The organism is Microcoleus sp. B13-B6, from assembly GCF_036705405.1.
Classification (GTDB): Bacteria; Cyanobacteriota; Cyanobacteriia; order Cyanobacteriales; family Microcoleaceae; genus Microcoleus.
The window spans coordinates 1-13,980 of record NZ_JAUBUJ010000144.1 but is presented as its reverse complement, the minus strand read 5'-3'; the positions used below and the strand labels follow the sequence as shown (position 1 = coordinate 13,980).

General features: G+C 44.8%; 7 protein-coding genes. All 7 read left to right on the top strand.

The features are described 5' to 3' along the window. The first annotated feature begins 238 nt into the window (after window positions 1-238). Window positions 239-3,772: a hypothetical protein gene (locus QUB35_RS35890; protein ID WP_333147375.1), complete on the top strand. Its 3,534-nt coding sequence runs from the start codon at window positions 239-241 to the stop codon at window positions 3,770-3,772. 373 nt (window positions 3,773-4,145) lie between these two features. Beyond that, the gene (locus tag QUB35_RS35885; protein WP_333147373.1) at window positions 4,146-6,548 is read left to right on the top strand and encodes a hypothetical protein; all 2,403 of its coding nucleotides are present in this window, start codon (window positions 4,146-4,148) and stop codon (window positions 6,546-6,548) included. Between the two features lie 136 nt (window positions 6,549-6,684). Next, window positions 6,685-7,299, top strand: a complete 615-nt coding sequence (locus tag QUB35_RS35880) for a hypothetical protein (protein ID WP_333147371.1) — start codon at window positions 6,685-6,687, stop codon at window positions 7,297-7,299. Window positions 7,300-7,622: 323 nt separating this feature from the next. Next, the gene (locus tag QUB35_RS35875; RefSeq protein ID WP_333147369.1) at window positions 7,623-10,826 is read left to right on the top strand and encodes a hypothetical protein; all 3,204 of its coding nucleotides are present in this window, start codon (window positions 7,623-7,625) and stop codon (window positions 10,824-10,826) included. 334 nt (window positions 10,827-11,160) lie between these two features. Then, window positions 11,161-12,156 carry a hypothetical protein gene (locus tag QUB35_RS35870; RefSeq protein WP_333147367.1) on the top strand — a complete coding sequence of 332 codons (996 nt, stop codon included), beginning with the start codon at window positions 11,161-11,163 and terminating at the stop codon, window positions 12,154-12,156. A 23-nt stretch (window positions 12,157-12,179) separates the two neighbouring features. After that, window positions 12,180-13,265: a hypothetical protein gene (locus QUB35_RS35865; protein WP_333147365.1), complete on the top strand. Its 1,086-nt coding sequence runs from the start codon at window positions 12,180-12,182 to the stop codon at window positions 13,263-13,265. 164 nt (window positions 13,266-13,429) lie between these two features. Continuing rightward, window positions 13,430-13,980, top strand: a 551-nt coding sequence (locus QUB35_RS35860) for a hypothetical protein (protein WP_333147363.1), incomplete at its 3' end; no start/stop codon positions are given.

The window sequence follows — 13,980 nt, the reverse complement described above, 5'->3', positions numbered from 1 at the left end:
AAATAATCCCGTTGGCTTTCCATAGCCGTAGTTGTGCGAACTACTTTCACTTTTTTTCTCCACATTGGGATTGTCATTCTGATTGTAACACGCTACTTCTTTCTTCTAAACCCTCCAATTGGAGGGGGAGAATATCACTCAGTAGCAGGAATTTGTGAAGTAACAACCTTGTCAAAATCGGGACTATTACTGTGCGTAAGTCCTAAAAATGTAAAAACTAGGATTCAGGAGCTAATCAATGAGCAGAAGAAAACTTACCCCAGAATATCGCTCCACAGAATGGGTAGCTGGGGAAGGACTAAAAATCCCAGTCTTTGATATGTCCTTGGCTGACGGTAGAGCAAAGGGGCGGTACCAAGCTGAATCAGAAGTGCTGCGTAACTCCCTGCTTGAACTGCTTTTTGAACCTGAAGAATTAGCATCCCTAACCATCGTTAAACCAGACCAAAATGATAGCAGCTTCGACCCTCTGAAAAACATCGATTTCGGAGATGGTATTACCAGAAGAGTTGCTTTCAGCTCCGGCAAAAATGTGTACTTTGCAGACATTGAACTCTCAACCCAACTGTTGAGCGTATTCAAAACCCAACCCGACCACGCCTGTCGCTACGGCTCACTGCTAGTTAGCAGTTGCAACCAAGGAGCCAAATTGTTAGATAGCTCCCTTGACGGCGAAACCTTGCGACTCAAAATTGTTGATTCTCAAAGCGATGACCAAAGTGAAAAAGCGAAAGCTCATAAGTGGCAAACCGGAGACTGTCACGGTAAAATTTCACCGGCACTAGCCCAACAATTAGGAGGGAATTACAACCGACCTTTTCAATTCAGATTTGCCTGGATGCAGGAATGGGGACAAGAAGACTGCCACACTCCAGAAATTAGCTTTCTTGCCAAAGGAACGCTGTTGCCTGATGCTAATTTAACCTCCGACTTGGATTATGATATCATTATGGATCGCTCCTCTATCAAAGGAGTTGCTAAAGAGCAATTAGCTGAACTTATCCCCTGTGGCGACTACGAATTTCCCAAAGCTATACTGGGAAACCGAGGCAACGCCAAAGTAACTGAATACGAAAATTCCTGGCAATTTTCGATTTGGTATTCCGAAGCAGCTATTGGGGCTGACATAGCCACACCGACCAAAATTGAAGCCCAAAAGCTAGCTGACTTGCAAAATAACCGGCTGCAACTTGCCAAATACTTAGTGGAGCAGCACGACAAAAAAGCTGCTTTTCAATCTAGCCTTCACGAAGACAGCAGCGGATTAGAAGACGAAACAGATGAAAAAGCCCAACGCAACGAATCCCGGCTAATTTCAATTTTGAGGAACGACAAACTCGGTCAACTCCTCGACTTTCCCAAAGTCGTCGATTTCATGCAAGAACAACTGGCTAAAAAGTGGAAAGACTTAGCAATTAAGGGAGCAATTCATCATGGTTCAGCAATGGCTCAACCTTGTGAAAACCTCCAACCCGGTACAATTGTGGCCCCCCACTTGCGACACGGCACAGAAGTCATCGTTACCCGATACCCAATTGTCAGTAAAGATAACATCCGCCGCTACACAGTAGACAACAAAAGCCATCGCGCATTAACGAAATACAAAGGGTGCGTTTTCATTCACCCAGACCAAGCCATGCAGCATCACCAATGCGATTTTGATGGCGATCAATTAGTGATTACGCCTGCTTCCCGAATGCCGAATATCGCCTCTGAAACCAGGCACGCTAATCAAGAGAATGAGTACGATGCAGTTGAGAAGCGAGAGAAAGTTGACTACACTAAAGCTACCGATAGTGATGGCGATCGCAAGTATACCAAATTGCGGCAAATTGCCGTAGCGATCGCCCAAAATAAAATCGGCTGGGTGGCTACCTTAATCGGGAGAGTGCAATCGTCAGCAGCAGAACCGGGACAGCCAGAAAGTTTATTCAATCAACAGAAGCGGCAGCTTCTTGGAAAGCTGTTTGATGCCCTGCAAATTGAAGTGGACAGTCCCAAAAGTGCTACTCGTACAGAAGACCACCACCCCACCTTGTTGTCCAAGGCTAAGCAGTGGTCAGAACAGCACCCAAGCTACCTATTTGACTACAAAGACGACCCCAGGCTTTACAAAACGGTGCCATTACCTATAGGAGACGGCACCGCTATCAATTGCATCGCTAAGGAGGCTGTTAATCCAGAGTGGGAACCGACTCGTCTAAAAAGCCGCCACCGCGACGAATTTCGCTACTTGTTTGAGTCTCCTTCTGACTTAGATGAGCGAGAAAAATGGGAGAAATATTATGTCAGGTGGGCACAAGATATTAAGGAACGCTATCGAGAAAGGATGGGCGAAATTCACTCGGAGTGCGGCGGCGATTCTAAGGCAATTAAAGAAGCAGTCAGCAAGTTATACGAGAGCTTAAGAGCCGATGTAACTGAAGCTTGGACTGACCCTGAAGAACGGTTTTTAGCTGCTAGTGCGATGTGGCACGTCGAAACCGCAAATCCCAACTTAGAAGTTCCTCGCAAAGCTTGTAAGGAACTTTCTCGCCAACTGGTGATTGAATTCACCCTTGAACCTGAGTACGAGCGACTGCACGAAGCAATGCCAAAAGACACTTACGTTCTGAGCGTCCCTTTCGAGGAATTTGAACTGGACGGCAGCGGTAAGACTGTCAGGGATAAGAAGCGACAGCCAGTTGGCAAAGACTTAGCTGGACATTGGAAAGAATTGTTAGACAGCAAAGGCATTAAATATGAAGCAACTTTGCATCTGAGTCTGCCAATGGTCAATTTTGCGTTAATTGAACCCAGCGAAAAACTGGTGGGAATTCTTGAGAAAAAGTTTGGCGAAAATGTCAACGACATCGACAGTTTAGACTTAACCTACCGCGATGGTCTTGGTCGCACCAAAGATGTGAGTTCACGCATTGTAGCTCCTGCTGATTATACTTGGCTTGAGTCCCAAAACCAAACACCTAAAGCAGCATTGGTTCTCAACTTGTTTACAGATGAAATTTGCCAGCAGTTGCAAACCTTTCAGTTTGACAGAGCTGAACTGATTGGACAGAAGTACAATGACTTGAAAGATGTTGACTTTAGCAGTCCCAAATGGAGGCAGAAAACATTGACTTTTGAGGTGGGTTCTGTTAGCGGTACCGATTCAAGGCGCGACGGTAGCCCTATTGTTCTCCTTGACGGACAAGAATTAGCCATGTTCTCTGCTAATTCACCTAAATTGCCGATCGGCACTACCTTTGAGGCCACTATTGAACCCTCGCCTAAAGGCAGCGCTCTGATCTTAAACATCAACCCTAGTTCTGTGCAACTAATTGAATCAGTTGAGGAACTTTCAGAAGTCGTACCAACTCCTTGTCAAGGGCGATCGCAATCCGTATCGCCAACTCCTTGTCAAGAGCGATCGCTTGTATCGCCAACCCCTACCCAAAACAAACCACCGTCTCAACCCCAAGACATTGCTGCCAGCCCCGCCCACCTCTCACAATTGCTGAAAGATGCGATTTCTGAAGCATATAAGCAAACTGGAGAAACTACAATCCCTGTGGGAAACTGGACAGCTTTTATTACCCAATCTCGCAACAATGTTAGGTGTTTAGTCAGAGATGAAGCTGATAATCCGGTCTTAGCTGCTGACTTGAAAACAGGTCAAATAATTAAGAAGCTTTCTGAAAACAACAGCTCTCAGTTTATCAAATACCTCAGAGAGGTTGATGTTGAATTAGCTTCTACATCTTCAAAAAAAAGAGATGCAGATACACAACTTTAATATCAACTACCGCACATCTAAGAGCGGGTAGGTGTGAACACCAGGAAAGCTCGTTGACCGAACAGTTAGTTTTTTAGTGAGTTTCAAACAGGGGATAAGCTGTCGCGCCTTTAAATTGTATACTTCAATCTTTGTGGGAAAAGCGTCAAAGTCTCTCCCCCTCTCTCTTTCTCCCCCTCTCCCCCTCTCTTTCTCCCCCTCCCCAACCAACAGATACTTTAGATGCGTAGCAGCTTAATTATTAGTGGGCGACGATTCCCCCTCCGATTGGAGGGGGTCACTTTAACTCCCCAAAACCGCACTTTAGAGTGAAGTCACTAGCCATACTGCTCGAATTTCATGGGAAATATCCACTCACCCCGCCACAAAGATTATGCCCACAAAAACAGCATCCCGAAGCCGAAGCCAGGGAAATTACATCACCCCTAACACAGCCGAGGGCAAGAAAATCCTCAACTACCTAAGAAATCGCTGCGAGAAAGCTTTAGATTACTGCCAGGAAAATGGACTCACCAGCGTAGAAGATTTTGCCGATGCAATTGAAGAACTAACGGAAGCCGACGGCAAACCTGGCATTAGCGTGGAGGTCAAGCACAACGGACTCGTCCTCAGTTTGAGCGATCGACCTGAGTACGGCTCTACCACAGGAAAATACATGATGGAACACTTGGGAGAGCCGGACGACAACCGATTTACTAAAACAGGAATTGAAGCATTACTCGATTCGCCTCGAACTAAAACAAGGTCTAAAAAAGACAATTTACTAGATGAATTGGATGATGAGCAACCCTCCCCCAAGTCTAAATCTAAAGCTGCAACTAAGTCTAAAAAAGACGATTTACTAGATGAATTAGAGGATGAGCAACCCTCGCATCGATCGAAATCTCAAACGGCAAACAAGTCTAAAAAAGACGATTTGCTAGATGACTTAGAAGATGATGAACCATCGCACAGATCGAAATCTAAAGCCAATATCAAATCCAGAAAAGATGAAATAGAAAATTCGGATGACGACGAGCCATCACCCAACTCTCAAACCAAAAGAAGATCCCGAAAAGATGACGTAGATGAGTTGGAGTCGGAAGAACCACTGGTTAAATCTAAAGCCTTAAGCCGCTCTCCGAGAGATGAGCTAAGTGAGTTAGATGAGTTTGAAGTCAAAAAACCTCAACCTAAAGATAAGTCTCCAACTAAAAGCCACCTTCAAAACTCTGAACAAGAAGATTTGGAAGAAGAAGAATTATCAGCTAAATCCCAAACCAAAAGAAAACTTCAGACAGATGAACCGGTAGAAATTGCTGAATCCTTAGCAGCCACACCTTCCAAAACCAGAACTAGCCAACAGCGACCTCAAGGCAAAAAATCAAACGACCAGAACATCGATAGTATCCTCGATGCTGCTGTACAAGTCAGTGGTAGAACAGCCATTTCTGGAAGTGAGGTAGAAGGTACAACTGTCAGCGGCATGAGTGCTCAAGTTGCGGTTCTCGCTACTCTGATTGGCAAAAAAGCAGCTTCTCAAATTATAGAAGCTGCTCTTGGGGCTGGAAAAGAGCGCCAAGTTGCCGATATTGTCAAAAGGCTCAAAGCTCAAAGCCAGCGAGCTGACTCGCTCTCCCAGCGAGTTACCAACTTGGTTGAAGCGGATTCAGTTGCAGATGCAATGGTTGAATCCGAAGCTTTACCAATAGCTGAACCGGAGCCAGAACCGGAACAAAACATCTTACCTGAACCCGATGCCGAACTTGTGTCAACACCCGGTATGCTCTTAGCTAAAGCTGTTAACAAAGTCCACGGAAAAGTTGATAAAATTTCCGGGAGTGTGAGAGACAACGATTCTGAAAAAACGGCTTCTATTAAAATTGACACAGAGGCGAGTTTTGAAGAACAACTCGTACAAATAAATGAAGCACTCAACCGACTTGAAAAGCGACTCGATACCCTAGAAGAGCGAATAGAAGCTTTAGAGAACAAACTTTCTCTTCAAAGCGAGACAGGCGTTCAAGCTGTGGATACAAAAGTAGAACCGCCCGACAGCTCGACTCCATCTCTCAGCGACCAATTCGTACAAAACGCAACAGAAATAGATGAAAAACTTTCATTAGAATCAACAATTCCAACTAGCAGCGCTAACGCTACTGCTAAAAAAATTACTCTGACAGCCCAGAATTTTACTCAGGACTCCCAACTTGCAGCAACACTGGCAAAAATTTACAGCCTAGCTGAAGAAGAAGCAAATGCGGAAGGCATTGCATTAGAAGATGGCGTTGATTTGGGAGAAGCCAAACTTTATGTAACAAATTTTGACTCCTCTACCGCTATCAGCTTAAAAACGAAAGAAGGCGAGGAAATGTTCTCAGCAGTACAGGATAAAACTGGAGAGTGGAAAGTGACAAACGACTTCTTGAAACCTGAAGAAAAAGAAGAACTCGACCGCTTAAAAATTTTTCAACAAGCTCTCAACCAAGAACGTTTAGCTGAAATGGTAAAGAGAAGCAATCAAGATGAAATCAGCTTTACCGATTCCCAAGGCTCGCGCCTCGACTTTGAAGTCGAATTCAGCGATAAATCCAAGTCGAAGGGTACTGTCAAAGGCTTTAACTCTCACAGCGAGATAGTTTTTGAGGCTAGCCTCCAAAAAGGTAATGTTGAGGTACTTCTGTGCGACATTCCACCAGAAGTAGTTGAAAATCTCCTCTCCCAACAGCAACTTGCTCCAAACCAGAACTCCAACAAGCAGGAAGCGAGAAAAACTGAGGTGGAAATGGAAATTTGAAATAATTTTTTTCACTTGTACCCTCCATTTGGAGGGGGTCACTCTCACTGTATAGAATCACCTTTTTTGGCGATTTTGCAGGGATTAGATGCAACTTAAATTAGCATTAAAGCACTAAATTAATCGAGATAGTGACATGGCTACTTACTTAGACCAAACAAGAAATGAACGAAACCGCAACTCATTATCACGCTGGTTAAAACAACAGAAAATCAAACTGGGCGACCTTCCATTCCTCGGCATTTGCCTAGCCTCGCTCATCTACTTCAGCATTCACGACCCGCTCCTAATAACAACTTTAGGCTGCTCCAGCATAGTCTTTTTGAGTTTGTGGCACACCGCTAAAGCAATCCCAATTGTAGAGCGATATATCGGCTGCAAAATTCGATTTTGGCACATTACCACTGCCATCATCACCTCCACTGCACTGTGCTCCGTGCTCGATTCCCCCGCCAACGCCATCTTCCTCTCCGGCTTAGAAGAATTCATGAAAGAGCTAGCAGAAGGAGCCTCTTCAGCGGGAGGCGAAGCCATTGATGCCGAGGTCATCGAACTGATTTTTAACCTCATTCGTGGTGCTTTTCTTTTATTAGTAGCATCCGCGTCTCTTTTTGCTTACAACCAAGCGCAACAAGGTAATGACTGGCGACCAATTGTTACCCAAGTCGCCTTAGCTTTTGCCATTGTAATTGCCATTGATGTAATAACTTTCCTCTTCGTTGGTAATGGCGGTGGCGGAGGTGGAGCTTAGGGAAGAAGGGGAAGGGGAAGGAAGGATAATTTTTCTAGTTTGGAGTTGAACCTTATTCTCTGATTTGTCAAATTGTAAAAATCAAAGACCGATTTGATAATGAGGTTATTTTAAGCAACTGTTTCCACCCCTACTCTTATTTATGGAACAAAACCAACATACTGAATAGTGGGGATTAACAGGTAATAATATAGCACTCTGTTTTTCTTTCCGTTTCCCTGCTTTAACTCCGAAAATCGCACAAGTAGCAACAAAAGCTATTAAAAACCCGGTTTTCCCTTCCCCTTCCCCCTCCTTTTTCCCTTCCCCCTCCCCTTACTACCATGCTCAAAGACCCAGACAAAGACTTCATCTCCGTCAATAAAATTCTTGGCAAACAAGCCAGCATCGGCATCATTCCAGCGGAACAGCTAATTCCGTGGATGCTAATCACCGTAATTTCCTACATCCTCACCAACGGCTTATTCAGCTTAGGAATGCCTTGGTTTTTCACCACTACTTTCTGGCTAATTGTAAGCTGGTGGCTCCTGACAGGTAACAAACCTCACCTTTTTGTAGACAGGTTTAGACCTCCGCCGGGGAACGAGTGGTACAACGGTAATCTTTTATACCTTTCTCCCCTTCCCCAACACCGACCAAACCCGATTCGCCACCGAATCAGCGATTCACAAGTCCGAGTCAAACTTAAACCCAAAGTTGCTCCCACTCAACAAGGAGGTAACAGCCGACTTATGCCCTTCCAAAACTACCAAAACCTCCTGTGTTTAGTCACTATCAAAAAGGATGGTCGAGAAGTTTCAGGTTACTTACTGAATGAAGGCAGTCAATACCAAATTGTATTCGGATTCGAGACGGCTGGCTTTCACAACATTCTCTACCGCCATGAAGTAAACAATGCAGCCACCGCCTTAGAAGAGGGACTAAAAGACATTCCTCCAGGCGAAAAAATGACCTTTCACACTGGCTGCTACAGCAGCGATTGCGTTCGCCAACAAGAGTTAACTGAATTGGCTGACAACTGTCACCTCAAACCCATTTCTGTACTCGTTCGTAACGAACAGAAACGCATTCAAGAACTCAACTTAGCAGGCACCCGACAACTGTGGAACCAAACTATTTTCTGCACTTGGACATTCAACGCTCAATCTGGCTCCAAATCCAACGACCCTCTGAGTAAATTCATCAATGGAATTATCAACACAGCCAACAGCATTGCTGCACAATTTACAGGCAACGAACGCATCTACTCTGAACGCTTTTACAAACAACTGCTACTCGACGCTTTCGAGCAAGGCTACATCCAATGGGAACTCTTACTAAACACCAAAATTGGACTGGAAATTCAACCCATGAATGCCCAAGCACTATGGGGCTGGCTGTGGCAAAAATTCAACAGCGCACCCATACCCCCTATCCCCCAACTTCTCACCTTAAAAGAAACCGCATCCGACTACAAACTCACCGAAACCATCAACAGTCACAAACACGCCTGCACCATTTTAATTGAAGGTATGAGCGGTCGTTCGAGCTGCCCGGAACACAGAAAAGCTAGCTCACGCATTTTGCTCCCCGGCAGAAACGCAGAATGCGGCGTGCTCACAATGGAAGACAGCCCCGGCGGTTGGCTCAATACCAGAGAGCAACTGCAATGGCTGTGGAAAATTATGAGCAACAGCTACGTCCGCGATACTGAAGCCGTTGTCGAAATTAGCGCCGCTCCCAACTTTATTATTCAAGACAACTTAGCAAGGCAAGCTAAACAATCTAAAACTGCCAAAAAACGCGCTTTAGAAAAAGGTCAAGGTCGCGATGTAGGAGCCGAAGTCAAACAGGAAGAATCCTTTGAAGCCCAGAAAAAAATGTACAAAGGTGCAAGAGCAATTCACGCTGCTGTCACCTTCTTAGTCTACCGACCAACGCCGGAGCAACTAACACACGCTTGCCAAATGCTCTCCCACAGCTTCGGCTCTGCCAAGGTATTAAGAGAGCGCAACATTGCTTGGCAACTGTGGCTAGAAACTTTGCCCATTACTGTAAGCTGGCTGTTGCACAGCAGTTCGCTAATTAACGAACGCCGCCTCACCTTAGACACCGAAACTGTCCCCGGTATTTTGCCCTTAACTGCTGTAAGGGACATCGACTCAAAAGGAGTTGAATTCATTACCAAAGGCGGCAAACCCGTGTACGTTGACCTCATGCACAACCAAACCAGCCGCGCCGTTATTACAGGTGAATCCGGTTGCGGTAAAAGCGTTGTAGGATGGCGATTTGCGGTCGATGCTTTAGCCGCTAATATTCCAGTAGTCGGTATGGACATCTCAGCAGGAAGCGGCAGTACCTTTGAGACCGCAGTGAAACTGTTAGGCGACGACGGTGCGTACTACGACATCACCTCTGGCAGCTCGAATCTACTCGAAATACCCGATTTGAGGCGTTTTGACAGAGAAGAGCGATCGCGCCGACTAGACCAATGGAAAGAGTTTATCAGAAAAGCGCTGACTATTATCAGCATGGGTAAAGTCCGCGACCCAAAATTAGCGCAGCGAGTCGATGCCATTTTGCTGCTAACTCTGAAAAAATTTCTGGAAGACCCAGACATTATCGAGCGCTACAATACTGCCTTTGAAAAAGGCTGGAAATCGACCGCGTGGCAAGAAATGCCAACCCTCACAAACCTCCTGAAATTCTGCACAAAAGAGCAACTAAACCTACAAAACTTTACCGACTTCGACCGCATTGCCATCAACCAAATTATCACTCAATGCAACGCATTACTAGCCTCACCTTTAGGGAAAGCAATTGGCAGACCGAGTACATTTTCACCCGAACCCGCTGTTAAGTTTTTTGCCCTTAGCGGTCTGGGCAACGAACAAGACCAGTATTTAATGGCTATTAACGCCCACGCTGCTTGCATCCGCAACGCACTTTCTCACCCTAAAAGCCTATTTATCGGAGACGAACTTTCGATTTTGTTTAAGAAAGACGGATTTGCTGAAGTAGTAGGCGAACTCTGTGCAGTGGGTAGAAAGAATGGCATTTCAGTGCTCTTGCTAGCCCAAGATATCGACAGTATTTGTGACTGTAGTGCGGGAACTATGATTATGCAAAACATGGTGTATCGAATTACCGGAAGATTGACATCAAACGGAGCCACTTCTTGGATTAAAAATTTGGGATATCCGGCTGAAATTATTAGCCAAAATGCCACAGAAGCTTTCCTTCCCCGAGCTGCCGACCTTTATTCCAATTGGCTAATTGAAAAAGGAGGTCGTTTCTGGCAAAGCCGATACTATCCAGGCGAAATGATATTAGCAAGTGTGGCTAACAATCAAGCTGAATTGATGGCTCGCGCCCGAGTGATGGCTCAATATCCCAATACGTTAAAAGGGCAATTGCTAGCACTCAAACAATTTGCCTCTGAATATGTACAAGCCGTTAAAGAAGGACGTTCATTAACCAATATTGGCAAGAATGCAGTCACTGATATCAACGGACACAAATCCCCTCAAGACCTCATGGCTAGCTAGAACGTTTGGTGGATTGAGAAGTGCGTTGATTTTTGCCATAAAAATTCTGTAGGAATTGGTTGAATTAAAGTGATGACAATTATTGCTCAAACATGACTAATGAAACCAGCTATAGCAATCAGAGCGAAGATTTACGAACAAGTTTTTTTGAACCACAGAGAACACAGAGGACACAGAGTATGAAAATAGAGAGAGAAAAAGGGGTTTATAACTGATAAGTGAGTGCTGTTTGTAAATCGAAATAGGAGCACTAATTGCCTTTCCCTTATCGTTCCTTAACTCAATTACTAATTACCACTCCTCAAATCACTGCACGCATAACGGAGAAAAACCGATGAAATCACCAAAATTTCTTGTCAAACTTGCCCTCGGCATTCCTGCAATTTGGCTGAGCTTAATACTGAATTCTGTTGAAGCAAAAGCTCAAACCTCTGACAGCAATCCGACTGCAACACAGCTTCCCACCTCAAACAATCCTAACAGCAGCACTTTCAACCGCTCCAGCTTCACAGTTGCCAATCAACAAATAGAAAGCAAAATCCAACAATCAGCTAATAACTTCTTGAGCAACCCGAAAGAAATAGGAGGTATAGAAAACAAAATTAGCGACATAACAGGCGAAATTTCAGATACCATCTCCACCATCTCCGACAGCATCTCAGGCATCTGGGACAATTTGTTAAACAAAGTCGAAAATTTCAGCAGTGAAATAGAGTCAACCCTCTCTTCATTCCTGGGAGAACTGAAAGTTCCAGACCTAAAAGAAGCAGTTAAAAGCATAATGGACGGCAACACCTCCGAAAGTGAAGGGACAAAACTATCCGCTGCTTTAGAGAAGAGACCGCAAGATTCTTACAGCCTCAAAGAGAATACCGCAGAACTCGCAGAAAGAGAAAGTGCTGTCAGTGAAGCCAATAAAGCCACTCTCAGTAAAGAAGCTCAACAAAAGCAAGCTCAGATGAAAGAAATTGTCCAGCAGAACGTAGAGCAAACTAATCGCGAGAGCCAAAATTCAATGGAATTGGGTGCTGATTCCGAAGGTCAAGATGTCACCCAGAACATTATGAGAAACATATCTCAACAAAGTGCGATCGCAGCTAAGCAAGCAGCCTTATCAGCAGAAAATCAAAGTGCCTTAGTCATGCAGGGCCAGCAAGCTCAAATCGATCGCAGTTTTGCCAACATTCTCAATGCTCAACAAGCTGAAGAACTCAACGAAATTAACACAGCCCAGAGACGGCAGGATGCTGCGGCGGCTACCGCTTCTTCTACTCAAGCTGGATTGTTTCAAATGCCGGGAGGCATCGCTCTAGGGGCAAACGAAGACTGAAATCACCGTAAGGAGATACCGCAATGTTTATACAATTTATTGCCCAAACTAGCACAGCAGGACAAGCCCTGGACACTCTATCTGATGCCATAGAAGTCTCTCAAAAAACTGTCGAATCCTGGAATTTAGTTTGGTTTAACACCTTCAATACTCAAGAATCCTCTCTCTGGATTGCCTTAGTCAAACTAGGACTAATTCTGGCGGGAATATCTGTTACTTACCTCGCTGTCACCAGTGGCAAAGAAATCATCGAAAAACAGTCTTGGTCAGAGCTAGTAGCCATGTTTATCTGGCCGCTTGTGATTGTAGTATTTCTCAGTAACAACGGTAAAGTCTTAGCTGAAAGCGTCAAATTCATCAAAGCTGTAGGCAGCACTCAAGTGCAAGAAATTATGAAGATTCAAGTCGGAGAAATGACCTTCAGAACTGCCCTGAGCGACGTTAACCTTACCAGTGCTGGCAAAGAAGAGATTGAAAAACTCTACAGCGAATGTCAGGGCAAAGTTGGATCAGCTTTAGTGGAATGCTGGAACAGCAAAAAACAGCCAGCTCAACAAATCCTTCAGGCAGCGGAACAGCAAAATGGAGGCCCCCTCAAAAGCTTGCAGCGGTTTGTTGAAAACTTAGGCAATGTTGCCAATCTTCAAGATATAGGAAATGGCGATTTTGCAGGACAAGTTTTTAGGTCTACTGTCTTGCCCATCATTCGCTTAATTCTTAGATCAGTACAGTGGGCATTTGTCAATATTTTAGAAGCAGCATTGTTGCTAACAGCTCTATTCGGGCCGATTGCAATGGGCTTGTCGCTGCTGCCGCTGCAAGGAAAACCAATCTGGGCTTGGTTAATAGGGTTTATGTCGTTATTTGGAGTGCAATTGGGCTACAACATCGTCGTTGGCTTAGTCGCTGTAGTGATTGTCAAATCCGATGCAGAGTTAGTTACAGATATCGCCTTTTTATTCTTTTTAGCTGTGTTTTCTCCCATTCTTGCCGTGTTAATAGCCAAGGGTGGAGGAACTGCTTTGTACAGTGCGATCGCCAATAGCACCAAACAGCTTACAGATATTGCCAGTAACGCGATCGGCGTTATTGCCGGAAAACTGATCTAGGGGAAGGGGAAGGAAGCATAGATTTTCGCTTTTTTGAGTTGAATCAAAACTAGCACTAATTAGTAGCGATAAAAGCTAATAATCACTTGTTTTTCCTCCCTCTCTCCACCCTCCCCCACTCTCCAACTCTCCCTCTCCCTTCCCCTTCCCCCTCCAATAAAATCATGAAATTTCCACAATTCCAACCCTTACTCCCTGAATCTAAAAACACCTTAGCCTTGTGCTTTGTCCTGCTAACAAGCTTTGTTTTCCTCCTGACAATTGCTGTTTTAGTGAATACAGTCAGTTTGAGAGCCTTATCTCAAAGAAAAGTTACCTTTGTCCAGTTAAAAGACGGAACCGCAGCACGAATTGCAGAACAAGATGAACTGTACAGAGAGCCGAAAATTATCCAAACTTTCGTATCCAGTTGGGTCAATTTAACCTGGGCTTGGTCAGGCAAAATTCCTGGCACAAATGATCCAGACCCCGGCATTAAAGTTAAAGGCAGTGCCAAAGTTCCTACAACTGCTTGGATGGGTTCGTTGATGATGGAATCAGAGTTTGGTAAAGCTTCCCTTGTCGAACTCGCCCAACTCGTTCCCAACACCATCTATTCAGGAAAAACCCGCTCTGGAGTCTATATCTCTCACATCTCAGAACCGAGAGAAATAAAAAGAGGAGTTTGGGAAATAGATGTAATTGCTACTCGCGTCGTGCTGGAACAAGGCATTGG